At 43.6% G+C, this 24,113-nt stretch carries 19 protein-coding genes; 12 read left to right on the top strand and 7 right to left on the bottom strand.

Annotated elements, in window-relative coordinates:
• Positions 1 to 191 precede the first annotated feature (191 nt).
• The 7 genes from dnm_RS31370 to dnm_RS21420 all read left to right on the top strand — a co-directional run bounded on the left by dnm_RS31370 (position 192) and on the right by dnm_RS21420 (position 8,387).
• Complete coding sequence (locus tag dnm_RS31370) at positions 192 to 317, top strand: hypothetical protein (protein WP_276571820.1); 126 nt, start codon at positions 192 to 194, stop codon at positions 315 to 317.
• A gap of 494 nt (positions 318 to 811) precedes the next feature.
• Entirely contained in the window at positions 812 to 1,150 is a 339-nt protein-coding gene (locus dnm_RS21445) for a hypothetical protein (RefSeq protein WP_207678938.1), read from the top strand.
• 29 nt (positions 1,151 to 1,179) lie between these two features.
• Positions 1,180 to 1,800: a hypothetical protein gene (locus dnm_RS21440; protein WP_207678937.1), complete on the top strand. Its 621-nt coding sequence runs from the start codon at positions 1,180 to 1,182 to the stop codon at positions 1,798 to 1,800.
• Between the two features lie 275 nt (positions 1,801 to 2,075).
• The gene (uvrB, locus tag dnm_RS21435) at positions 2,076 to 4,067 is read left to right on the top strand and encodes an excinuclease ABC subunit UvrB (RefSeq protein WP_276571819.1); all 1,992 of its coding nucleotides are present in this window, start codon (positions 2,076 to 2,078) and stop codon (positions 4,065 to 4,067) included.
• 555 nt (positions 4,068 to 4,622) lie between these two features.
• Positions 4,623 to 6,020 (top strand): methyl-accepting chemotaxis protein, encoded by a 1,398-nt coding sequence (locus dnm_RS21430; RefSeq protein WP_207678936.1) that lies wholly within the window; start codon positions 4,623 to 4,625, stop codon positions 6,018 to 6,020.
• Positions 6,021 to 6,617: 597 nt separating this feature from the next.
• On the top strand, positions 6,618 to 7,553 hold the full coding sequence (locus dnm_RS21425) for a universal stress protein (RefSeq protein WP_207678935.1): 936 nt from the start codon (positions 6,618 to 6,620) through the stop codon (positions 7,551 to 7,553).
• 51 nt (positions 7,554 to 7,604) lie between these two features.
• On the top strand, positions 7,605 to 8,387 hold the full coding sequence (locus dnm_RS21420; protein ID WP_207678934.1) for an enoyl-CoA hydratase/isomerase family protein: 783 nt from the start codon (positions 7,605 to 7,607) through the stop codon (positions 8,385 to 8,387).
• Between the two features lie 128 nt (positions 8,388 to 8,515).
• Here the strand turns inward: dnm_RS21420 and dnm_RS21415 are convergent, their stop codons facing one another.
• From dnm_RS21415 to dnm_RS21400, 4 genes are all read right to left on the bottom strand, one after another.
• Complete coding sequence (locus dnm_RS21415) at positions 8,516 to 9,892, bottom strand: sigma-54-dependent transcriptional regulator (RefSeq protein ID WP_207678933.1); 1,377 nt, start codon at positions 9,890 to 9,892, stop codon at positions 8,516 to 8,518.
• Between the two features lie 332 nt (positions 9,893 to 10,224).
• Positions 10,225 to 11,676, bottom strand: coding sequence for a LutB/LldF family L-lactate oxidation iron-sulfur protein (locus dnm_RS21410; RefSeq protein WP_207678932.1), 1,452 nt, complete (start codon positions 11,674 to 11,676; stop codon positions 10,225 to 10,227).
• A 12-nt stretch (positions 11,677 to 11,688) separates the two neighbouring features.
• Positions 11,689 to 13,443: a tetratricopeptide repeat protein gene (locus dnm_RS21405; protein ID WP_207678931.1), complete on the bottom strand. Its 1,755-nt coding sequence runs from the start codon at positions 13,441 to 13,443 to the stop codon at positions 11,689 to 11,691.
• 546 nt (positions 13,444 to 13,989) lie between these two features.
• Entirely contained in the window at positions 13,990 to 14,370 is a 381-nt protein-coding gene (locus dnm_RS21400) for a hypothetical protein (RefSeq protein ID WP_207678930.1), read from the bottom strand.
• 479 nt (positions 14,371 to 14,849) lie between these two features.
• Between dnm_RS21400 and dnm_RS21395 the strand changes: the two genes are divergently transcribed.
• The 5 genes from dnm_RS21395 (at position 14,850) to dnm_RS21375 (ending at position 20,807) form a co-directional block, all read left to right on the top strand.
• Positions 14,850 to 15,719, top strand: a complete 870-nt coding sequence (locus dnm_RS21395; RefSeq protein ID WP_207678929.1) for a LuxR C-terminal-related transcriptional regulator — start codon at positions 14,850 to 14,852, stop codon at positions 15,717 to 15,719.
• Between the two features lie 287 nt (positions 15,720 to 16,006).
• Entirely contained in the window at positions 16,007 to 16,987 is a 981-nt protein-coding gene (locus dnm_RS21390; RefSeq protein WP_219739692.1) for an AAA family ATPase, read from the top strand.
• 304 nt (positions 16,988 to 17,291) lie between these two features.
• The gene (locus dnm_RS21385; RefSeq protein WP_207678503.1) at positions 17,292 to 18,893 is read left to right on the top strand and encodes a hypothetical protein; all 1,602 of its coding nucleotides are present in this window, start codon (positions 17,292 to 17,294) and stop codon (positions 18,891 to 18,893) included.
• A gap of 319 nt (positions 18,894 to 19,212) precedes the next feature.
• Positions 19,213 to 20,106: a DNA methyltransferase gene (locus dnm_RS21380; protein ID WP_207678928.1), complete on the top strand. Its 894-nt coding sequence runs from the start codon at positions 19,213 to 19,215 to the stop codon at positions 20,104 to 20,106.
• The gene (locus tag dnm_RS21375; protein WP_207678927.1) at positions 20,103 to 20,807 is read left to right on the top strand and encodes a DNA methyltransferase; all 705 of its coding nucleotides are present in this window, start codon (positions 20,103 to 20,105) and stop codon (positions 20,805 to 20,807) included. The genes dnm_RS21380 and dnm_RS21375 overlap by 4 nt, the downstream gene beginning before the upstream one ends.
• Positions 20,808 to 21,033: 226 nt before the next feature.
• On the opposite strand, the gene dnm_RS21370 is transcribed toward dnm_RS21375, so the two are convergent.
• The 3 genes from dnm_RS21370 to dnm_RS21360 all read right to left on the bottom strand — a co-directional run bounded on the left by dnm_RS21370 (position 21,034) and on the right by dnm_RS21360 (position 24,090).
• Positions 21,034 to 23,145 carry a (Fe-S)-binding protein gene (locus dnm_RS21370; protein ID WP_207678926.1) on the bottom strand — a complete coding sequence of 704 codons (2,112 nt, stop codon included), beginning with the start codon at positions 23,143 to 23,145 and terminating at the stop codon, positions 21,034 to 21,036.
• A 231-nt stretch (positions 23,146 to 23,376) separates the two neighbouring features.
• Complete coding sequence (locus dnm_RS21365; protein ID WP_207678925.1) at positions 23,377 to 23,724, bottom strand: toxin-antitoxin system TumE family protein; 348 nt, start codon at positions 23,722 to 23,724, stop codon at positions 23,377 to 23,379.
• A 42-nt stretch (positions 23,725 to 23,766) separates the two neighbouring features.
• Positions 23,767 to 24,090: a hypothetical protein gene (locus dnm_RS21360; protein ID WP_207678924.1), complete on the bottom strand. Its 324-nt coding sequence runs from the start codon at positions 24,088 to 24,090 to the stop codon at positions 23,767 to 23,769.
• Between the last annotated feature and the right edge of the window lie 23 nt (positions 24,091 to 24,113).

The raw sequence follows: 24,113 nt of genomic DNA, 5'->3' as shown, positions 1-24,113 counted from the left end.
GAGCAATATTAAATGGGTGCAGTCTCTTTAGGACGAAGCTAAAGCTTTAAATAGCAATGCCTTACATTTTATCTTTTGACAGAAAATACAAATTAATTTTAATTAATTTGTAATCAGAGGATTTTTGTAGTATGGTCTGAAGCGTGGAATACAATAACAGTTTCAGCCTTGCCGAGGAAAAATTTTTCAACATGACTGATTTTCTGAAAAATGAGAAAGCCGCTGCTTTGAATCTGAGTGAAATCCGAAGTGCTTCTCACGAGGTAAGAAGCTCGGTATCGGAGAAAATTTCTGCCCGCAATTACTGGGCATTGTAGTTCTAACTTTCTAACATTAAATGGGTTAACTCCTCATTATGGCTGTAAACTGTAGTTAGGGAACACGAAATAAATAATATACCCGATACAAAAAACGTAGGGTGGGTGAAGCGAAGCGTAACCCACCTTGTGCGGTGGGTTACGCTTCGCTTCACCCACCCTACACCGGGTATTTTATTTTTTGGGAAATCCCTTATAATCATCTTTTCGGGGCCAAAAAGAGCGATATTCAAGAAAAAGCATAAGGCAAAGCTCTTCATCGTGAGAAAAAAAGTCCTGTGCCACCCGTTCTGATGATGGCAAAAAATGCGATATTGCCCCTGAAAATGCTTAAAATTAGATTGATTTTACTGATTTTTCAATTTGTTAAGATAGCCTGCCTCCATAGCCCCCGTCTCTGCTTGCATTTTTACATGGCATGTGTCAATTTTAACTTATTAAATTAAAACGGAATGTTTTTAATTTTTAACTTTAACTCTTATGGATTTTTTTTGATGGAAAAACAGCCGAAAACCCGGTGGCATTGCCTGCTCGGCAAGCTGTTGGAGGAACTCCTGGTTCCGGTGGGGATTTCCGTATATACGGAATTTTCCGTTATGAGCGAACCCCCGAAGACAGACATTCTCCTGCTCAGAAGAGAAACGTCCGGATGGTCTCCGGAGCAGGCGGAGCGTCTGCCGGACGGGATAAGGGACAGCAGGGCGGAACACATTCTCCTGGAATTCAAATACACGGAATCGGTCAATGACAATGCCCTCCGCCAGACATTGTGCTATGATTTTTTTACAAACGTGCCCAGGAACTTGAAGATCATAAGGTTCGGACTTTTCTGATCAGTTCAAAAACTCCCCGAAAAGCTGCTTTGGAAAGAAACGGTTATTTTTCGACTGATCATAAAGGGGTTTATCAAAGCAGAAACAATCTCTTAAAAGAAATTCCTATCCTGGTGCTGAACGAACTGTCTGATGAGACGCATAACGCATTTGTCAAGTGCTTTGCCAGCCGGAAGACATCCAAAGTATCCGCTTTTAAGACACTGGAACGGCACGGAATATCTTTGTTCGGCAGCCGGTTTATGTGGTTTGTCAAGGGGCTTATGCAATTCTGGCTCGGCATGGAAGGAGATGACATGAAGGAAGAACTGACACCTGAGAAGGTTATGGAAATTGGAAAAATGTTTGGGAAGATAGCACTTTCAGGTCTGTCCGAAGATGAGATTCTGTCTGTGTGCGACAGGGAAAAACTTGTAAGGAAACTTACTATCGAGGAACGTCTGGCAGGGCTTAAGCCAAAGGAACGCCTGGCAGGGCTCAAGCCAAAGGAACGCCTGGCAGGACTCAAGCCAAAGGAACGCCTGGCAGGACTCAAGCCAAAGGAACGTCTCGCAGGGCTTAAGCCAAAGGAACGTCTCGCAGGGCTTTCTGTTAAAGAAATCGAAGACTACCTGAAAGCACTGAAGAAAAGTGATAAATCAGACAATTAGCTATTCCTGCCTGCCTCATTCCTGTCAAAACAAAACTCCCCCGGCATCAATGCCGGGGCTGAAAGCCGAAGCAGCTTGAAGGCAGCTATCACATCATAACAGATCATCCGACATCCCGTTATAGCTGGCCAAAGACTCCCGGGCTAATCCGGATGCGGAACTGATGCCGGTGGTGTCGGCCATCAGAAAGAGTGTTCAAAGTTTTAAATCATCCTTATTTTCATCTCTGAAAATCAGAACATTGACAGATCACAGTCTTGAGAGGTAAAAACATTATGTCCTGTTTTAAACTGGTTTCGAATTTTATACCAAAGGGAGATCAGCCCGAAGCCATAGAAACCCTGAGCAAGAACATATTGGCAGGAAAGCAGCATCATGTATTGCTGGGAGTTACAGGTGCCGGCAAAACATTTACAATGGCCCGGGTGATTGCAAAGGTTGAAAAACCGACTTTGGTGATCGCCCCGAATAAAACCCTTGCTGCCCAATTATATAATGAGTTCAGAACGCTTTTTCCTGAAAATGCGGTTGAGTATTTTGTCAGTTACTATGATTATTATCAGCCCGAAGCCTACATCCCCTCCAGTGACACTTATATTCAGAAAGATGCCTCCGTAAACGAAATGATAGATAAGCTTCGCCATTCGGCCACACGATCCGTGCTTTCCCGCGGGGATGTCATTGTTGTGGCAAGTGTCTCCTGTATTTTCGGCCTGGGCGCGCCTGAAGATTATCTGGGCATGAGAATTGATCTCGAACAGGATACGGAACTCAGTCGGGACAGACTTCTTTCAAAATTTATTGAGATGCACTATGAGCGCAATGATCTTGATTTTCACAGAGGGGTGTTCCGAGTCAGAGGGGACCGGGTTGAGATTTTTCCCGCGTATGAAGAGAACAAGGCGGTTCGCATTGAGTTTTTCGGAGATGAGATTGAAGGCATTGCCGAGATTGATCCCCTCCGGGGGAATGTGATCCGGCGTCTGAAGCAACTGACATTGTTTCCCGCCAGTCATTATGTCGCCTCGAAAAGTACGCTGAAAAGAGCGACGAATGCTATCCTCGGAGAATTAAAAGAGCAGATGGAATTTTTCAGAAATGAGAACAAGCTGATTGAGGTTCAGCGAATCGAGGAACGGACAAATTTTGATCTGGAAATGATCATGGAACTTGGCTATTGCAACGGCATTGAAAACTACTCCCGCCATCTGACCGGAAGAAAGCCCGGGGAACCGCCCCCGACCCTTCTTGATTATTTCCCTGATGATTTTCTGGTGTGTATTGATGAAAGCCATATTGCCGTGCCTCAGATACGGGGGATGTACAAAGGAGACCGGTCCCGTAAACAGACCCTGGTTGAATACGGATTTCGCCTGAGGTCCGCACTGGATAACCGTCCGCTGATGTTTGACGAATTTACCTCAAGGGTTTCTCAGGTGGTTTACATCTCCGCGACACCGGCCGAGTATGAACTGGAAAAAGCCAAACATACAATTGCGGAACTGATTGTAAGGCCCACAGGACTGCTTGATCCTGAGACCGATATCCGGAAAGCAGAATACCAGGTGGATGATCTGCTGAATGAGATTCAGATTCGTGTGAAACAAAATGAACGGGTATTGGTGACAACACTGACAAAACGCATGGCCGAGGACCTCACGGAGTATTATTCTGATCTGGGGCTGAAGGTGCGGTATCTTCATGCGGACATCAGCACCCTGGAGCGGATGGATATCATACAAGACCTGAGACTCGGCACATTTGATGTGCTTATCGGTATTAATCTTCTCCGAGAAGGGCTTGACATACCGGAGGTCTCCCTGGTTGCCATACTTGACGCGGACAAAGAAGGCTTTCTCCGTTCAGCCCGGTCACTGATTCAGACCTGCGGGCGGGCAGCGAGAAATGCCCGGGGCAAGGTCATCATGTATGCGGATGTGGTGACAAAATCCATGCAGGTGGCTATTGACGAGACAGACCGGCGCAGAAAGATTCAGAGTGATTATAACAAAAAATACAAGATCATTCCGGAAACAATTCAGAAAGATATCACCCCTGTGTTTGATTTTGTGTATGAATCTGAACAAACTTCCCTGGATAAGGTGGCGGAAACAGTCGCTGCTTATGATATCTCGGAGAATCTGGATGATGTGATAGAAAGTCTGGAGAAAGAAATGGCCGAGGCCGCAAAATTGCTGGCGTTTGAGAAAGCAGCCGAACTCCGGGACCAGATCAGAGAACTCAGGAAAATACAGGGCAGCCTTTGACGGAATCAGTCCTGATACTTAATACTCGATAATCAAGTTTTTTTTGTCATTCCTGCGAAAGCAGGAATGACATGCCGCACGGCCGGCAAAAGGTTCGGACCGTCTCCGCAGCACATTCGAGTTGTAACAATATCATTTTTTTTATAATACCGATAAATTTATTTTCACCCGGGAGACTGGTCTCCCGGATTTTCTGTTTTCCCGGGATTCTCTCACATTGACTCATTTGTAATTACACTTTTCACCCCATTGACTTCCTCTCTTTTTTATGAAATAAAAAAAACGTCACTGACAGAAAGAGGAAAAGATATCTGTCCTGCGGAAGCCGGAAAAATTCTGATTTCAGAATGTAACAGGAGTTACTCACAGAACTGATCACAATCAGCAGGGGACAGGCTTTGGGAACAAAAGAGACGAGGAGATTTCGCGGGCGTTGTGATCTGCCGCGTGTGACCGGTTTTTGCAATGTTACAGGCAAAGAATGGTGACTTGTAATTTTTTTAATCAGTTAAATTTATATGTTATAAGAAATCCGTGGCAATAAGAGGTAATGACATGCTGAAAAGGACAAAGCTGAAAACAAAAATTTTCGCCGGGTTTTCAATTGTGATGATGCTGCTCATCCTGGTGGCTTACGCGGGTTACGGAGGGTTGTCTTACGTTGTGGACAAGGTGGAAAAAGCCGACAGTATGAACCGTATTATTCAACAGTTGCTGACAATACGGCGGCATGAAAAAAATTTTATCATTCGCAATAATCCGATTTATCATGATAAAGTTAAAAAAACAATGGAACTGATCAGAAATGAAACGCTGGAGACCAGGAACAAATTCGTTCAGCAAAAGAATAAACAAATGATGGATAATATCATCGCTGCCCTGGACGGTTACGAGAAAGAATTCGAAGCGTTTGTTAAGGGAAAGCATAAGGACTATTCCGAGGATATTAAAAATGCTGCTGAGGATATTGTGTCAGACGAAAAAGAGATGGTCATGTCTGCCAGAGAACTGGAACGCTGTCTTATTGCTGCCGGTGAAAGACAAAAAAATGAAATGAATACAAGGGTATCAAAAACCAATGACCTGATTCTCGGCGTAACCCTGATAACTATAATATTAGGCTTATTCCTGTCATATGTTATCACCCGCGGAATCATAACCCCATTAAATCACATCATGGAAGGGCTGAATGAAAATTCGGACAAACTCTTTTATGGTTCAGCCCAGAGAGCTTCCGCCAGTCAGCAGCTTGCAGAAGGTGCCATAGAGCAGGCCGGTGCCACCCAGGAAACATCCGCATCCCTTGAAGAGATGGCGAGCATGACGAGCAAAAACGCGGATAATGCCACTCAGGCGCATCGCCTCATGACCGAAGTATCGGAAGTGGTGAACGAAGCCAATGATTCCATGACCCAACTGACCGGATCTATGAAAAAAATTTCCAAATCAAGTGAGGAAACCCGTAAGATAATAAAAACAATTGATGAGATTGCTTTTCAGACCAACCTGCTGGCGTTAAATGCTGCAGTTGAGGCTGCCCGGGCCGGAGAAGCAGGGCTTGGCTTCGCGGTGGTGGCCAATGAGGTCAGGAACCTGGCAATTCGTACAACAGAAGCGGCCAGGGACACGGCAGCCCTGATCAAAAGTTCTGTCAAAGAGATTACGAATGGTTCGGATATGGTGGCAAAGACCCATGAGTCTTTTGTGGGGGTGGCCGAGATTGCAAAAAAAATCGGGGAACTTATCGGTGAAATCACGGCAGCGTCACAGGAACAGGCTCAGGGAACCAGCCAAATGAATACAGCTATGGCCGAATTGGATAATGTGACACAGAAAAACGCGGCTATTGCTGAGGAAGCTGCTTCTGCTTCGGAAAAAATGAACATACAGGCCAAAGAAATGAAGACATTTGTGAATGAGCTTGCCCTTCTGATCCAAGGGCATGTGGAATAACTTTCCATAATTATTATGCTTTTTTTATATTTCTCCCAAATCCGCAAAAAATAAATTTTTTTGTGCGTTTGTGCGTTTGTGCTTTTGTATCAAAAATATTTAGTTGAAATTATTATCAAAATGTTATTTGTTTATTAATTTGGCATAAATATTGCTTCTCTTATTTATTGAAAGCAATATTAATAACTCGACAGTCGTAATTTCTCATAACCCCTGAAATTAATAGTATCAATATTTTCCGAGGTGCCATATGCCGCCCTGTGATTTCAAAAGGTTACGGAACAACTTCTGACTTTGAATTTTGAACTTTTCACTGTTGAGTTAATAACATCCGATAATCAAGTTTTTTTCTGTTATTCCTGCAAAAGCAGGAATAACAAATTCTCGGCAGTGTTCCAAAACCGGACTTAAAATTTTTAACCTTTTGAATAAATTGGATAAATATCGGAACAAAAATGCGAACAAAAAATAATGGCAAAAACTGGCATTTTCAGACGGCTTCGTTCAAACCGGGTCAGAAAACTTAATTACCGAGTAACAAATATTGGCTGATGATAAGAAAAAGTTTGACATATACAAAAGGGGAGGTGTTTAATTATGCAAGAAGATCCGAAGAAAATTTTGGCGGCAGTGGATGGGTCGGCTCAGGCTTTGGACGCTGTACGTTATATTGGCAATGTTTTTCCGTCACACCGGACAGAAGTGGTTCTTTTTCATTTGAACACCGAAGTTCCGGACGCTTTTCTGAATTTGAAAAAGGAACCGGGATTTCGTTCCAATGTTCTCCCAGTCAGCGCATGGGCCATTCAGCTAAAGATGAATGTTCACAAATTCATTGAAACAGCCATAAAAATATTGCTGAATGCGGGTTTTCCCTCTGAAGCTCTGAAGATTAAGGTTCAGTCTAAAAAAGCGGGAGTTGCCCGGGATATTATCAGAGAATCCTATCAGGGGTTTGACGCAGTGGTCGCGGGGCGCAGCGGTGTCAGCAGGTTAAAGGATGTTGTCGTGGGAAGCGTGGCAAACAAACTGATTAGCAAGCTGCCTCATATCCCCATCGTGGCAGTCGCTGGCAACCCTCTGCCGGGAAAATTCCTCATCGGTTTTGACACTTCCGAAGGGTCTATGAAGGCCGTGGACTGCCTCGGCTCTCTGATGGGAAATTCTGACTATGAGGTCATGCTGTGCAATGTGATCCGGCCCCTGAGTATTCATCCGGAGATTAAGAAAACTTTTAACCCGGAACATGAAATAAAATGGATCGAAGAAAATAAAAAGAATATTGAACCGGCTCTTGCCGAAGCAGCAAACTGCCTGATTAAAGCAGGTTTTTCTCCTGAATGTGTGGGCAAAGAAATAGTGACAAACAAGGTGAGCCGGGCCCTTACGATTGTCAAAAAAGCTGAAGAAGAAGGATATGGCTCTGTTGTCGTAGGCAGATGGAGGCTTACTGTTCTCGAGGAATTTATTATCGGACGGGTCAGCAGAAAGGTGCTTCATATGGCAGATAAAATAGCAGTATGGATCGTATGATTGCCGAGTAATAAGCTGATAACAGAAAAATTTGTAAAAGGAGACATTAAAATGAGTAAGGGAACAAATCTTGAAGAAAACCACGATTTTTTTTTCACAAAGAGATTTAAGGAAGTTATTATCCTGACCTTAAAAGAGAATCTGCTGCTTCATGCAACAAACCTGACTGACAGAGACACGATTCAGGATTATTTTGACCGGGTTTCAAAGTGCAGATCGGTTAAGGCGATGGTGATCAATTCTTCTCTGGAAAAATCAGGACCCAAAGAATATTTGGAATTTTATCAGAGCATGAAATCCAAATGGGAACGAAACGAAATCCGCAGGCTGTGCAATATTATGAATCAGTTTATTTTAACGATTACGGAGCTGAATAAGATTGTTATTCATGCATGTTCCGGAAGCGTCATCGCACTTTTTCTGAATGTCAGCCTTGCCTGCGACTACAGGATTATCGCTGATAATACGGTGTTTTGCAATCCTTACCTTGAACTGGGAATGTTGCCAAAAGGAGGCGGACCTTTTTTTCTTTCCAGAATGCTGGGACCCGGGAAGGCATATGAGATACTCCTCTTAAACAGAGAGATCACCGCCCAACAGGCCATGACATTCGGCATTGCGGACCAGATGGTTCCGTTGGAGAAGCTCGAAGACAGCGCATTGGAAGTGGCGCATCGCTTTGGAGAGCATTATGCCAGCTCATTGTCAGGCATCAAAAAACTCGTAAATTATTCTTTAAAAGAGTTGAAGGATTATCTTGAATTTGAAAATAAGGAAATTTTTAGAATAGTTGATTCCCCTGATTTTGATCGCAGCAGAGGATATAAATGCTGAAATCCGAATTTCCCCTTCCATCATCCGGAGAAAAGCCAGGAACTTTGGCCTGCATATACATAAATAAAGGTCTGTCAGACAGACAAGCAGAAGATTTCTGTCACAAGATCAGGGAAATCCTCAGCAGTTTACTCTGCTCCGTAAGATTTAAGTTTTCTTCGAAGGGTGTTCAGTCCGATACCCAGGAGTCTGGAGGTTTTGGATTTGTTCTTCCCGGACTGTTTATATATTTTGAGAATATAATTCTTTTCAACTTTTGCAAGAGAAATAACAGCATCCGGTTCGGATGCTGAGTGATGATGATTGCTGAGTTCTGATTTCTGTTTTCGTAAATGATTGGGAAGAAAATTAACAGAAATCGGCCTTCCCTGTGCCAGGTTTGCAGCAGACTGGATAACAGATCTGAGTTCCCTGATGTTTCCGGGGTAGTTGTAACTCATCAGTAGGGACATTGCTTCTTCCTCAATTGCCGAATATTTGTCAGGGCCGCAATATTGTTCTGTAAATCTGTTTATCAGGAGAGGAATATCGTCTTTTCTTTCTCTCAGCGGCGGGAGATGAAGACGCCCCCCTCTGATACGGTAATACAGATCTTTGCGGAACATCTTCCTGGCCATCAGCCGGTCAAGGTTCTCATTGGTCGCCGCGATAAACCGTATATCCGCTCTCTGACTCCTGTTGCTTCCCAGTCTGATATATTCCCCGTCCTGTAAGACCCGCATCAGTTTCCCCTGAAGCTCAAGGGGCATGTCGCCGATTTCGTCCAGAAACAACGTGCCGCCGTTTGTGTGTTCCAGATATCCCGCACGGCGGTCATGAGCCCCGGTAAAGGCTCCCTTTGTGTGACCAAAAAATTCAGATTCAAACAGACTGCCCGTGAGAGATGCCATATTTAACGGCGTAAAATGAAATTCTGATCTGGGGCTGCTGTCATGTATTGCCCTGGCCAGGAGTTCTTTGCCGGTACCGCTTTCCCCTGTAATAAGAACAGGAACATCACTGCCTGCGTGGAGTTCCGCCTCCTTTAGTATTCTGAGGACATTTCGAGATCTTGTGACAATCGGTTCAAATGCGTCCTTATGCACGAGTTCGGGCAGATGCTTACTTTTCTCAATATCCAGAATATCCAGCAGGCGTTTCCTCTCCAATGCCCGACGAACAGATACAAGCAGGTCCTGTTCAGAAACAGGTTTGACAAGATAGTCATAGGCCCCTTTTTTAATGCATTCCACCGCTACTCTGGCCTCGTTCACGGCAGTCACCATGATACATTCGGTGGCAGGACTGGTAGTTTTTATTATTTCAAGCAGTTCTATGCCATTCATACCCGGCATGGTCATGTCTATCACCGCGATATCAAAAACGTCTTCTTTCTCAAACATCGAAGCTGCTTTCACCGGATCTGATTCCGCCCGTACATTTTTGAAGCCAAAAGCGTTAAGTCTCCGTTTTAGTATTTCAAGATAATCCTGATCGTCATCAACGACGATTATTCTGCTATCCATATTTTTTAGCATCCTTCCAAAATTTTCCGCCCGGAAAGCAATTTGGGCACTGGTTCAGTTCAATGGGAATCCCTGTAAAATCAGAGAGTTGACGACATCTCCGGTTTTCCGAAAATTCGCTGTGTTTTCAGAGGGTTTCAGGCGATTTTTTCGGAAAATCCCATTGAACTGAACCAGTGCCGAACCTTTCACACACGGAAAAATCTGGCTGACAATATAAACGAATTCTTCGCGGTCACGAAGTGATCTGAAAGGGTTCTTGGCGTGATGTTTTGGCAATTAAATGATGCTTGAAAAATTTTTGTCCGAATACCTGCGGACTTCCGCACGATTTATAACGAGTTCTTCGTATGCTGCTTTTCAAGACGCTTCCACCGCCGCAGAAAACTCTCCTTTGCTATTGGCTGAATATCCCGGGTCAGTGTCCAGTTTCCCATGGGCGGAGGTAATCGGCGAATCATCCCTTTTTTATGAGGAAGAAATTTCTGTCCCGATGCTGCAAATCGAAGGAAAAGATCATAAACCTTTCGATTTCGGATGACCCAGGACCACGCGGTGTATATGGCTTTTTCTTTCACACTGGCCCGGGTCACCCCCCATTCGGGATCGCCATCGGCAAGCTTTGCACGTAAACTGAGGATCATCCTCGGCAGATTGATATTCACCGGACACGCATTCTGACAGGCCCCGCACAGTGTTTCTCCCAGACAGAGATCTTTTGCCCGGTTAATTCCCACCAGAAGCGGCGTGACCACTGCCCCCACCGGGCCGGAGTAGGGATAGCCGTAAGCATGTCCCCCGATTTTCGCATACACGGGACAGACATTGAGGCACGCTGCACAGCGAATACAACAGAGAATCTCCCGAAATTCCTTGTCCGCAAGAATGCGGGTCCGGCCATTGTCAATAATTACCAGATGAAATTCATCCGGCCCGTCCGCCTGATCCGGATGCCGGGGGCCTCCGATGAAGCTGGTATAAACAGCCATGTTCTGGGCTGAGGCCCCCCGGGTGAGAAGCCTGAGAAGCACCTCGTGATCTTCCAGACTGGCGACGATTCTCTCCATTCCCATAAAGGCAACATGAACCCGGGGCAGGGTCGTGGCCATGCGGATATTGCCTTCATTGGATACGGTGGTAATATGTCCGGTCTCCGCGCAGGCCAGATTACATCCGGAAATTCCCATATCCGCATTGAGAAATTTCTCACGCAGGGCATTTCTCGCGGCCCGGGTCAGTGATGGCGGATCATTCGTATAAGGGATGCCGAGTTTTTCGGCAAAGAGTCTGCCGATGTCGTTCCGGGTTCTGTGAATCGCAGGTGCGATGATATGCGAGGGATGCTCTTCAGCCAATTGGACGATGTATTCACCCAGGTCTGCTTCATTGACCTCGATGCCTGCCGAGATGAGCGCCGGGTTCAGACCGATCTCTTCAGTCACCATGGATTTCCCCTTGACCACCTGTTTCACCTTATGCTTATGTGCCACATCAAGACAGTAATTTACAGCAGCTTCCCTGTCCTCGGCAAAAAAAACATGGCCGCCATTTTTACGGATATTTTCAGCCAGAGTCTCCAAAAGCACATCCAAGTTCTCTATGGCGTTCATCCGGATATCATGACCTCTGAAACGGAGTTCAGATCCTTCGGGAAGCCTGCGATAAGCCGCTGCCGTTCCTTTGCCCAGACGTTCCTGAAGATTTGCCAGCGCGTTCTGAAGAACCTGATTTTCAATGCCTTTCTTTGCTGTTTCTTTGTATTTTTCGGTGGTTATCTCACTCATGATTTGATATTCTCATTCATCTAAGGAGGCAAGTATGTTTTCCGCTCCTTTTATGCCAGGCTGACTCTTCCCGAAAACGTCTTGGTGATCCTCATCCAATTTCAGACCGAGAAAGGAACATTGGTCAGGATCCAATTCTTCAGTTGTTATCATGTCTCTGAAACACCTGACCAGCCCCGGCCTATGAGTCGTAATTATCACATGAACCCCTTTTTTGACAAGTTCTTTCACCACTTCTGTAAATTTCGCCATTAAAGCGGAGTGCAGATGGGCATCTGGTTCTTCGAGCAGGAGATACGATTTGGGCGTAATAAGGTTTCTTTGTATCAGCAGTTGCAAAATACCAAAAAGCTTTATTCCGAAACTTACCAAATCCATGTCAAGTTCTTTTTTTCCTTTTACAAATCTCAGCCCCTTTGATATCTCATACTTCAGTGTTCCTCCGATAATCTCTTTGATTTTATTTGAAATCTCTTTCAATTTTATTTCTTCGGCAGAATCACCGGTAGCGATGATGTCTCTGAGAACGTCCCAGTAAATATCTGAAATGCCCGCGCTTCCTTTGTCACCTCGGAATGTGATAATTGATCTGAACAGATCGAGAATCACGGGGGAAGGAATATATGAGACTTTTTTAAAATTCTCCGAAGGTTCCGGAATATATGAGATATCTTGATCTCTCCGCATGTCGCGGGGACCTGGCTTGAGATTTAATTCATCTTTTGGGAAAAATTCAGATTCAATATCTTTTTTTTTCATACATTCCAATATACTGTTCTGATTTCCTTTTCCGGTATAAAGTTCTGCAATATTTCTATAATTCAGAACATCCATTCTTATCTTCAGCGCTTTGGAATAGCATTCGATGGCTTTGTCATATTCCCCTTTGGAGTAATAAACCAGACCAATATTGTTGTAGAATACAGCAGTATTCGGATGATTTTCTCCGAACACCTCCCTTGCGATTTCCAGGGCCTTAAAGTAGCTGTCAAGGGCTTTGTCGTATTCCCCTTTGAAATAGTAAACTCCGCCAACATTGCTGTACGATGTGGCGGTATCCGGATGGCTCTCCCCCAGCAGGGCTTCTCTTGTTTTCAGAGTGTAATTATAAAACTGAAGGGTGTCATCGTACTGATCTTTGGAAAAGGAGAGTTCGCCGGCAAATCTGTCCCTGCCTGTTTCGCTGGCAAAGCTCTTCTGGCTTTCTGCGCCGAGAATTTCAGACAATCTTTCTTCGCTTTCCGGACTGAGAATTTCCAATGGCTTCTCTGATTTTTTCAGCTTGTTCAGAAATTCACTATAAATATGAGCCGCCTCATCATCATCATCATCTTTTGTGAATTCCATAGCCTTTTGAATACATTTCTCAGCGTTTTTAAATTGTTCCTGCTGTATTAAAAAATTTGCATAAACTAATGTCAGAGAAATGTTATCAGGTTCGTTTTCAACAGCTTTTTTTAAAAGTGTGTCTTTATTTTCACTATGCGAATGGGTTAGGAATATGATATTGTCTTCCAACGTGATCAGACCCAGTTTTCCCGAACATCTGTTTTTTAACTTTCCAAAGTCTTTTTGCTGAAAAATTCGTTTAAGCTTATCAGTTCTTTCTTTTTCCTCAGCCGGAGATGCCTTTGCAGACAAAATTCCGTACAAAAATTTTATGATAAAGGATTTTCCAACCTGACTGATGCCTCCGATGATGGTGAGAGGTCTGACTTCTAATCCGACCTCTTTCAGCGGACCAAGATTTATAAATCTGAATTTCATTTTTTTTAAACTCCGCGAATATCTGTTAAAATGAATGAGTAATAAATCAATATGTCAAAAATATAACTCACCATCTGGTTAATACTCGATAATCAGGTTTTTTTGATCCGATCCGAACGGAATGACAGAAAAAAATTTGATTATTGAGTGATAAAAACAAATTTTTAATTTTATATCTTATAATATCAACTCTGATTATTTTATCGGAGTAAATAACATAACAGGATGCGGATTTCAACATTTTCCTGAAAAAATTCCGGCCTGCTATTCTTTACGGAGAAGTGATTCAGTATGCGGATCAAGATCAGCATCTGCTCTCCGAAAGGAAAAGACGATTCTTCCCTTTCTAATCCCCCTTCTCTGTACTTCTTAATACTCGATAAGTACATGGAAAAGAGATAAGAAAAGGAAAGTGGCCGCTTCCTCTTCTTATCTCCTTTTCTTGTACTTTTTATCCGCAGGCAAATGACCACGTCAGCTTGAGAAACGAATTTCAGCACGTTGGTAATCATTTGACTTATTTTAATTCCCCCGAGGTTTGCTGAGTTATCCCAGGATACTCAGGCGGACCAACACGCTGTTTTCTTTTGTTGTAACGGTGATATCAATATTGTAACGTCCGTCATGGCACTGAAGAATATAGCTGTATCCCCGATCCACGTCATTGAATATCCGCCACTTTCTTTTTCCTGCTTCTTGTCTGTAGAATGAAACAATATTGCTGTAGTTTGCTCCTTCTGCCTGAATGTCCACATCATAAGATTGTCTTCCGTCCCCTAATGTGGCACTCTCCACTCCGACCACTTTACCCCCGGGACAAATGAGAATTCTATCTTTCACCTCTCCCGGGATATCTGCTGACAAAGCCTGTGATAACGAGAGCATCCAAACCAGGGCGCAAATACATGCAACAATTTTGCATTTCATCTTCTGTCTCCTTTCTGATAAATTAACATATTGAAAATTCAATCTGTTTACAGAAAAACAAATTTCCCTTCCGAAGTATGCTCATTAATATATTTATGAGAAAAAGTCCAGCGTTTTAAATACCCGCACAATCTTTTTGAATTCGAATACTTGGGAAATCTGGTTTGTTCTGCAGTTTGTACTTGATAATCGAATTTTTTCTTAAAATCTGTGTCAAAATAAGATTGACAGTCTTTGTATTATCACTTTATAATTCTTTAAATTAAGCAACGCGATAATAGCATATAACCCTTTTATATATAAACATAATCAGTATAAAAAGTTTTCAGGCCCTCACAGCGCGGACACGACAGACAGGGGGAGAAACCCGGGTTTTTCCGGCCGGGGAGACATCCTGTCCGGGAAAAAAGCCGGGTTTCTCTGATGTCCAGCGCTCAGTCCGGAAGACTTTTTGATCTGCTGATGAAATCTGAAAAAACATGCTTATCAAGGGATATTCCGACTTTTCTTTATCAAAAGTGGGCATAAAGTCGAGTTTTGTGCCCGCGGCAAGCTGGGGGGCTCATTTTAAACTGGATAATGATGTGAGCGAGTTGTTTCCTTATATAAACGCCACGTTTAAAGATGCCGTATTTTATGACAAACCTGAATATATTAAATTTGTCATAGACGGTTTTCAGTGTGTTTTGTATCCTGACGACGTAATTGCCGCGCCTTTTACCAATCGTAACCAGGCAATTGAATTTGCAGAGCGGCTTATTCATTTTCTTAATAAGTTGCATACGAGAAAACATTCGCTTAAACCCAATTATAAAAAATTCAGACCTGTTTCCGTTATTGACATTTATAGGCTTCTGCCCGGGACAAATTGCAAAGCATGCGGATTCTCCACCTGCCTGGCTTTTGCAGGCGCTCTGAGCAGAGGACAGACCACTCCTGACCAATGTCCTGGATTTACCAGCCCCATCTGCGAAAATGCTATTTATCCTGTTTATGATAAGGACGGAAATCTTGCCTCCACCGTTGCAATTGAAACTGCCCCTCAAAATGAGCAGGACAGTAATAAACAGAAAAAATATATCGAAAGTCTGGAAAAAAAATTAGCTGAAGAAAAACAAAAGCGCAAAATTTCGGAAAACGAGGACATTGAAATTCAGACAGACCTCACCGACCGGGAGATACAAGTTCTTTGTCTTGTGGCCGAAGGAGCCACCAATGCTGAAATTTCAGACACACTGTTTATAAGCCCCCATACTGTGAAAAGCCATATAATCAACATATTTAATAAATTAAATGTAAACGACAGAACCCGGGCCGCTGTATGGGCAGTCCGCAACAAAATCGTCTGAGACTTTCCGTAACATCTTAAAATCAGATGGCGGCAAGCACGGTAGTCATTTTGGTTTGAAAAAAACCTATATTGCCTCTGGCTTGACAATTCAAATTCTTTTCTTAATTTTTGCCGTGAAAAATATATTTTCATGAGCCGGGAGGAAATCGCCGCACTCATGAACATTTATTTGTTCCGGATTTCTTATAACTGTAAGGATAGCTTATCAGCAATTATGACAAAATGTGATTTCCTATACAGTGAAGAAAATGGCAGCATATACTATTTAAGGGCTAAGGAGGAACATTGGCAGTTGAGGAATTAAAACAAAAGATTGAGGAAAAACATCTGCTTGTCAACAGTATCAAAAGCGAAATCGGAAAGGTTCTCGTGGGGCAGCGGGATTTGATTGACGGGCTGCTGATGGGACTTTTTACAAAAGGACACATACTCATCGAGGGGGTTCCGGGATTGGCGAAGACCAGTGCTGTCAAGGCCCTTGCCGATACGGTGCAGGTGGATTTCAAGCGAATTCAGTTCACGCCGGATCTGTTGCCGGCGGACCTTATCGGAACAGAAATTTATCGTCCCAAAACAGGGGATTTCAGCATCAAAAAGGGACCAATTTTTCATAATATCATTCTTGCCGACGAAATCAACCGTGCCCCGTCCAAAGTTCAGTCTGCTTTATTGGAAGCCATGCAGGAGCAGCAGGTGACCATCGGTGAAACCACTTTTGAGCTTTCGGATCCTTTTCTTGTTATGGCAACGCAGAACCCCATTGAGCAGGAGGGAACTTATCCCCTGCCCGAAGCCCAGGTGGACCGGTTCATGCTCAAGCTGATTATTGATTATCCGAATAAATCTGAAGAAAAAGAAATTATGAAGCGGGTGGGGTTTGAAAATGTGCCTGTTATAAAACAGATCATTGATCCGGCAGAACTGGATGACATCGGTTCTCTTATCACGTCAATATATATGGATGAAAAACTCAGGGAGTATATTGTTGACCTCGTGTTTGCCACCCGAAATCCCCAGGATTATCATATGGATATTTCCGATTATATCCATTTCGGAGCCTCTCCCCGGGCCACGATTTTCCTCAGCCTGGTCGCCAGAGCGTATGCCTTTCTCCAGGGAAGAGCTTATGTCACCCCCCAGGATGTGAAAACCATTGCCCCGGATGTCCTGCGCCACAGGATTATCCTGACGTATGAAGCCGAAGCCGAAGATATTACAACGGAGCAGATCATCGGGCATATTTTTGATTCGGTTGAAGTGCCTTAGTCAGCAGGTCAGCCGGATATTAACTAACACTCGATATTCAAGTTTTTTTCTGTCATTCCTGCGAAAGCAGGAATCCACAGCTCCCGGAACACTGCATCGGCCAAAAACGGATTCCTGCTTTCGCAGGAATGACAAATTTTTTGTTCGAATCGGAGGCATCCTTCATTTATCAGTTTACACTTTATAAAAACAAAAGTCGGATATGAATCGGATGTCAGGGGGTGACATAATTTTTTTAACATGGTATATGACACAGGGAAAACGATTTTGCAAACGAAAATCTTTATAACGGAAAGGAGGAATTATGTGCGCACCTGTTGTCATAAAAAATGAAAGTCTGTCAGAGCGGGGAAATATAAAACTGACTCCGAAAAAATTCGTACGGCGCGGTGATCTGTCTCCTGTTACAAGGCTGCATATTGCATGTGCTGCTCTCACGGCAATGGTTACCGGAGCGTGGGGAACAGTGACGGCTCTTTCAAAGCAGTTTATGATTTCCCGCACCTTTGTTTATATGCTGGCAGCGACATTGAAAGAGACGGGTGAGGCCGCTTTCGGATATGATTCCTGTGAGCCGTCTGTGACCGGACAGAGATCGGTATTCAGCCACATACTGTCTCTGAGACTTGAAGGCCGGTGTTCTCTGGAAGCCGTATCAACGATTATGAGGCGTTTCGGTATTGACAACGCATCTGTCGGTTTCATCAGTCAGACTCTGAAATATTTCGGTTCCCTGCTGCCTGACACTCTTAAAACTGACAATGGCGAGATACGGCTGCTCGTTTATCTGAGTGATGAGATATTTTCCAAAAGGGTGCCGATACTGGTCACGGCTGACCCGGTCAGTTCGGCAATACTGAAAATCGGGCTGAACGACACGCGGAAGGCCGAAGACTGGAAGAATCACTGGAACTGCCTGGAAAATAACGGATATATGGCAGTTTATGTGGTCAGTGACGAAGGCAGAGGTCTGTGCAAAGCTCAGAAAGAATCCCTGGCCCATATTTTCAGGCAGCCGGACACTTATCACGCTGTGGCACACCGGCTTGGCAGACGGGTCGGAATCCTTGAAAATGCCGCATACAAAGCCATTGGGAAAGAGGAGGAACGCTGGCGTAAGCTCGATTCCGCCAGAAGTGACGCTGTCATTTCGCGGAGAATCAAAGAATACGAGGAGGCAAAAAGGATTGCCGATGAAAAAATCGAACTGTACGACAACTTCAGTTATCTTTATCTTTCTGTCATAAATGAACTCAGACTGTTCGACAATAACGGCAATCTCAGGGAACGTGAGGAGGCGGAAGCCAATATCGGAGAGGGGCTGAATCTTCTGGAATCACTGGGAAAACCCGACATTGCCAAAGCTGTCGGAAAGGTCCGCCGCACTCTGCCTGACCTGCTCGGGTATTTCGATGTGGCAGCTCCGATTGTCTCAGAACTCAGGGGACTGCCGGTCAGTCAGGAGGCATTGCGGGCGCTTTGTCTGGCATGGCAATGGAGAAAAGAGATGATTAAGGCGAAAACCCCCGAAGCACGGAAGCACTGTGAAATGAACGAGGAATTCTGTCTCGAAACCGCGACAGGTCATCTTCAGGCCGATTATGAATATGTCAGAGAGCAGGTTTACAACGAACTGGACCGAATAGTTCGGAGTTCGTCTCTGGTCGAATGCATAAATTCGATAATCCGTCCCTACCTGAACAGTTCAAAAAACAATATAAATCAGGAGACTCTGAACCTGATCATGTTTTACCATAATCACCGCCGTTACAGGGCTGGTAAGAGAAAAGGCAGGACTCCCTATGAACTTCTGACCGGAAGGAAACAGGAAAAAGACTGGATCGAACTTCTGTTTGATACTGTGGAAAAAACGGATCCGTCTTTTGCGGTCACTGTGAATTCGTAAAAAGGAACCGGTTTTTTCAGAAAAATCCGTTTCCGGCCGCCAATTCACAAAATCGTAATATCATATCACCATAACTGAAGGTTCGTCCGCCAGCCTTCTGACACCGGAAGTGTGCCCGAAAACAAGCTTTTAAAAAGTGTCAACTACTTTTATATTAATATGAAGGATGCCGAATCGGATCAAAAAACCTGATCATCGAGTGACAGAAGTCCATGTCAGCAGATCGGAAACTTTTTGCGCTCCTCGGCATGGTCGTGGGAAACAGTATGCTGAAAATTTTTTCGATCTGCTTTCCGATTAAAAACGCTTCCACGGATATATGAAAGAACATACTGAAAATAAAGAAATAACCCATAAAGCAAAGTCATATACCGGTGTATATGCGCTTCATAAATACTGGGGGAAAAAACCTTACAATATCATATCAGACTTTATAAAAAAATATACCAAACCATATGATATTGTATTAGATCCTTTTTCCGGTTCCGGAGTGTCTGTTCTTGAAGCAGTGTTTAACAAGCGTAAAGGTTTTGGTATTGATATCAATCCAAGTGCGGTTTTTATAACAGAGCAGCTTTTGTCCGGCATTGATCCCCAATCGCTGGCAAAGGAATTTAGTGCGCTTGAAGCGGATATTAAAGCAGACATCAATGAATTGTATGTTGTGAAGCGAGATCGCGGTTCTTATATCGGGCAAAATTTTTTGTGGGAGAATAATGAGCTGACAGAGATACGTTATTCAAACGGAGGGAGGAAGCGGATAACGACATATCCGGAAGACAGCGATCTTAGGTTGGCGGATTCATTTTCAATCAATGATATTCCCTATTTTTTCCCAAAAAACGCATTTTTTTATAATTCAAGAATCAATACGAATAACAAAGATAATATTTCCGAACTGTTTACCACAAGAAACCTGCTTGCACTATCTGTTTTGCATAACAGAATTGAGAAAATAGAAGACACGCTTTTAAAAAACATCTTCTTATTCTGTTTCACTTCCGCAATTGGGCAGGCCAGCAAGATGGTTTTTGTAATAAAGCGCAGAAATAAAACAAAAGAACACGCTGCTGTCAGTCATAAAAAAGAAATCGGAAGCTGGGTAATCGGATATTGGACCCCTCATGAATTTTTTGAAAATAATGTCTGGACCTGCTTTGAGACGAGGTTCAAAAAAATTCTTAAAGCTAAAAAGAGCAATATGCAATATTGAAGACTTATCGTTTAGCAAGTTCGTTTGAAGCATTACAAGATGCTGCAAATTATTTTATCGTCAATGAACCCAGCCAGATGTTTTTAAAGGAGATACCCGATAATTCCATTGATTATATTTTAACAGATCCTCCCCATGGCAACAGAATCCCCTATCTTGAGTTAAGTATGCTGTGGAATGGCTGGTTAAGAAAAGAGGCTGATTATGATAATGAAATAATCGTGAGTGAGGCAAAAGACCGGGACAAAGACATTCACGACTATAACAAGCTTCTGAACAGTGTTCTGTCGGAATGTTTCAGGGTTTTGAAACCAGGCAGGTATTTTTCATTCATGTTTAACAGCTTAGATGACAAAGCCTGGCTGAATGTTGTAAAAACATTCCATTCTGTTGGTTTCTCTCTGAACGCTGTTGAAACATTAGGCTATTCAGCAAATTCAGTTGTTCAGGATAACAGAAAAAACGGATTACAAACAGATTTTATTATCACGTATAGAAAATCAGAAGACGCTGCTGCTAAGAACAAAAAATTAGAATTTATCAGCATAAAGAACAGTCAGGCTTATACAGAGATGATTAAATCTATGAAATCAGATAGAAGTAAGCCATTCCAAATTATAAATAACATCATATGCAATCTGTTGCAAAACAATCAGTTCACTAAGATTTCTGAATTATTAGAGGTTATTGAAAAGATATAAGGCTGCTGGTTACCGGAAAATCTGGTTTTTTGTTTGTGACACCCGGCATATCTGAAATTTTCCGGGTTGTCACAGAGCGGACACGACGGACGTGGGAGAAACCCGGGATTTTCCGGCCGGGGAGAGTCTCCGTCCGGGAGAAAAGTCGGTTTTTTTTGCAGTCCTGATATAAAATAAGGGGCGACCCGCCAGGACCGCCCCTTATAATAACAACAACTGACAACGATTACTTCATATTGCTCGCCACAAGCTCGGCAATATCCTGAGTCTTTATTTCCTCTTCTTTACCCAGTTCCTTCATGCCGTCTTCGATCATGGTCAGGCAGAAGGGGCAGCTCACTGCCACATTTGCCACATTCTGACCCACAATCTCCTCGGCCCGCTCCAGATTGATTCTTTTACCAATGGTCTCTTCCATCCACATTCTTCCGCCGCCGGCACCGCAGCAGAAACTTTCCTGACCATGGCGGTCAAGTTCTGTGAGTCCCCGCTCTGATATGGACTTCAGGAGCGATCTGGGCTGCTCATAAACCGAATTGTACCGCCCCAGATAGCAAGGATCGTGGTATGTCAGGGATCCTTCCAATGATTGCTTCAAAGAAATTTTGCCCTCTTTTACAAGCTGATGAATGAATTCCGAATGGTGGATGACTTCGTAATTTCCGCCCAGTTCCGGGTATTCATGCTTCAGCGTGTTGAGACAATGGGGGCATGCAGCAATGATTTTTTTGACATTGTAACTGTTCAGCGTTTCAATGTTCTCCTGCGCCATCATCTGGAACAGCATTTCATTTCCCACGCGTCTGGCAAAGTCACCGGTACATTTTTCTTCCGTACCCAGGATGGCAAAGCTGATACCGGCTTTTTGCAGAATTTTGACCAGACTTGCGGACACTTTTTTGGTCCGATCATCAAATGAACCAGCACAGCCGACCCAGAGCAGATAGTCAACATCGGAGTCCTCTGCCATTGTTTTGACATCCAGACCTTCGGCCCAGTCCGCGCGTTTGTCATACCCGATACCCCAGGGATTGCCGTTGCGCTCAAGTCCTTTCAGGGCCACATTCAGTTCTTTGGGATAGGCTTCCGCCATAAGGGTCTGTCCCTGTCTCATGGCGATGATACGGGGAACATGCTCGATGGTCACGGGGCAGACCTGCTCACATGCCCGGCAGGTGGTACAGGCCCAGAGCGTGTCTTCGGAGATCACATCACCGACCAGCTGTTTTTTGCTGTTCAGTTCAGCCATGTCGGCTTTGATTTTTTCAACTTGTTCGGGATCAGTGCCGTTCTGGCTGATGGCTCCGGCCAACTTTGCTCTTTGAATAATATTGTCCGCATTATCCAACATCTCAAGCTTCAGTTTGTCATTGAACTCATACAAATTCAGGGGTTTGTCAGTGATATAAGCAGGACAGACATCTTTACATCGGCCGCATTCGGTACAGGTGTAAAGATCCAGTCCCTGTTTCCAGTTGAGCTGATGGATGTGATTGATTCCCAGCGATTCATCTTCCCAGGCCGCCTCATCTTCCAGATCCAGAACTTTGGTTTTTTCATGGGGATATCCCAGGCTCTTTAAAAACACATTGGGAAGTGAGGTGATGACATGGAAGTGTTTTCCCATAGGCAGAAGATTCAGAAATATCAGCTGGGTGATGATATGTATCCAGAACCCGGTAATCATTATCGCAATGATGTTTTGCGGGCTTATCCCGGATATGAGTGCCCCGGCTGCTACGGAAACAGGTGTCCACAGAAATTCTGAACCATACTCCGGGTTATTGAAAAAATGAAGATGATCCGGATTATTATGCAGCACAATCAGGTTGTACCGGGCACCGTCATACAGAAGATCGGAAATCATCAGAATTCCGATCAGTCCCAAAACCAGATAGGCTTCCCATGTATTGTGCAACCGTTTCGGTTTCAGAACTGCCCGGCGAAAGATGGCATAAATCACCATCAGCAGAACAACACCTTCCATGATGTCTTTTACGGCGATATAGAGATACCCCAAAATAAAATCATCGCCCAAAAAAGGCAGCTGAAATCCTTCTGAAAATCCTTCTCCGTATAAAGTCAGACTGCGGATTATCAGAACACAGAAGCCCCAAAAGATCAGAGCGTGCATAATACCCGATGCCCGCTCTTTTTTTCTTCCCACCAGACGTTTCTGACCCAGTGCCAGAATCACTATGTTCTTAACTCGTTCTATGATATGATTAACCCTGTCGGCAGGTTCAAGCGACATGAGCAACAGGATTTTATAATACATGGTGCGGCCAAAAACCGCCAGCCCCACAATGAGCAATACAGACATAAAAAGGGGGTTCATAAATACCTCGTGTGTAAATTCCAAATTTCAATGTTCAAATATCAAATAAATCCCAAATCCCAAATCCCAAATCCCAAATCCCAAATCCCAAATCTCAAATCCCGAATCCCGAATCTCAATTTTACTTATTTGAAATGTGGAGATTGAACTTCGGGATTTATTTGAGATTCGGAGATCGCAATTCGGAGTTTATTTGAAATTTGATATTTGGAATCTGCAAAAGACCGTTTACTATAATTCAATTTCTTGTTCTATAATACCAATAAGTTTGATAATACTAAGCGGCTCTGAGGGTTTTGCATTATCTTCACTTCCGATGTGAACATGATGCGGATAACCGGGCAACAAAGGAAAATGGCCTGCATTATCCCATCGTTTTATGAGACGGATACGCGAGCTGTCCATCCGCTGATACCGATACTTCTGAGGTCTGCACTGATTCCCGTCAGATATGAAATATTCTGATATTTCAAGAAAATCGCCATTTATCAGGGTCAGACGGGCTCTGAAATACCCGTGATTCGGCAAAACAGTGCGCTCATCAACTATCTCTGCTGACCGAATTTTGGGGCAAAGCAACCAGCTTCAGTTTTACTGTTTCCAAATATGTCCGGGCATCCGTCAGGCATCTGATTTGTCAAGAATTTCAATTTTTTTCAAAAGCTCATCCCGCATATCCGTATAAGCAAACCACTCAATAAAATTAGCAGAATCACCGAGTTCCCCGGCATCAAATTTTTCTGAAAATGTTTCCGAAGTCATGTTGTACTGTTTTTCAAACAGACTGATTTTGTTTTGTATTTCCAAAAGATTCTTTTTAAATTCAAATAATTCAATCTCTGCCAGCTTGCTGAGTGTTTCCCTGATCAGATCACTTTTATGCCCATGCTGAAAAAGATATTCAAACTGTTTCAGTTTTGTGAGCGTGTTATCCTCTAATTGCATCACATTGCCTCCCTGTTAGTTCC

Source organism: Desulfonema magnum, assembly GCF_017377395.1.
GTDB lineage: Bacteria > Desulfobacterota > Desulfobacteria > Desulfobacterales > 4be13 > Desulfonema_C > Desulfonema_C magnum.
The sequence above is the reverse complement of the archived record's forward strand: the minus strand, read 5'-3'. Positions and strand labels throughout refer to the sequence as shown.

Coding starts and splice junctions, on each gene's coding strand:
- dnm_RS21400 (WP_207678930.1), bottom strand. CDS start 14,370: ATGAAATGCAAAATTGTTGCATGTATTTGCGCCCTGGTTTGGATGCTC.
- uvrB (WP_276571819.1), top strand. CDS start 2,076: ATGTCCTGTTTTAAACTGGTTTCGAATTTTATACCAAAGGGAGATCAG.
- dnm_RS21360 (WP_207678924.1), bottom strand. CDS start 24,090: ATGCAATTAGAGGATAACACGCTCACAAAACTGAAACAGTTTGAATAT.
- dnm_RS21410 (WP_207678932.1), bottom strand. CDS start 11,676: ATGAGTGAGATAACCACCGAAAAATACAAAGAAACAGCAAAGAAAGGC.
- dnm_RS21405 (WP_207678931.1), bottom strand. CDS start 13,443: ATGAAATTCAGATTTATAAATCTTGGTCCGCTGAAAGAGGTCGGATTA.
- dnm_RS21430 (WP_207678936.1), top strand. CDS start 4,623: ATGCTGAAAAGGACAAAGCTGAAAACAAAAATTTTCGCCGGGTTTTCA.
- dnm_RS21385 (WP_207678503.1), top strand. CDS start 17,292: ATGTGCGCACCTGTTGTCATAAAAAATGAAAGTCTGTCAGAGCGGGGA.
- dnm_RS21395 (WP_207678929.1), top strand. CDS start 14,850: ATGCTTATCAAGGGATATTCCGACTTTTCTTTATCAAAAGTGGGCATA.
- dnm_RS31370 (WP_276571820.1), top strand. CDS start 192: ATGACTGATTTTCTGAAAAATGAGAAAGCCGCTGCTTTGAATCTGAGT.
- dnm_RS21425 (WP_207678935.1), top strand. CDS start 6,618: ATGCAAGAAGATCCGAAGAAAATTTTGGCGGCAGTGGATGGGTCGGCT.
- dnm_RS21445 (WP_207678938.1), top strand. CDS start 812: ATGGAAAAACAGCCGAAAACCCGGTGGCATTGCCTGCTCGGCAAGCTG.
- dnm_RS21370 (WP_207678926.1), bottom strand. CDS start 23,145: ATGAACCCCCTTTTTATGTCTGTATTGCTCATTGTGGGGCTGGCGGTT.
- dnm_RS21420 (WP_207678934.1), top strand. CDS start 7,605: ATGAGTAAGGGAACAAATCTTGAAGAAAACCACGATTTTTTTTTCACA.
- dnm_RS21415 (WP_207678933.1), bottom strand. CDS start 9,892: ATGGATAGCAGAATAATCGTCGTTGATGACGATCAGGATTATCTTGAA.
- dnm_RS21380 (WP_207678928.1), top strand. CDS start 19,213: ATGAAAGAACATACTGAAAATAAAGAAATAACCCATAAAGCAAAGTCA.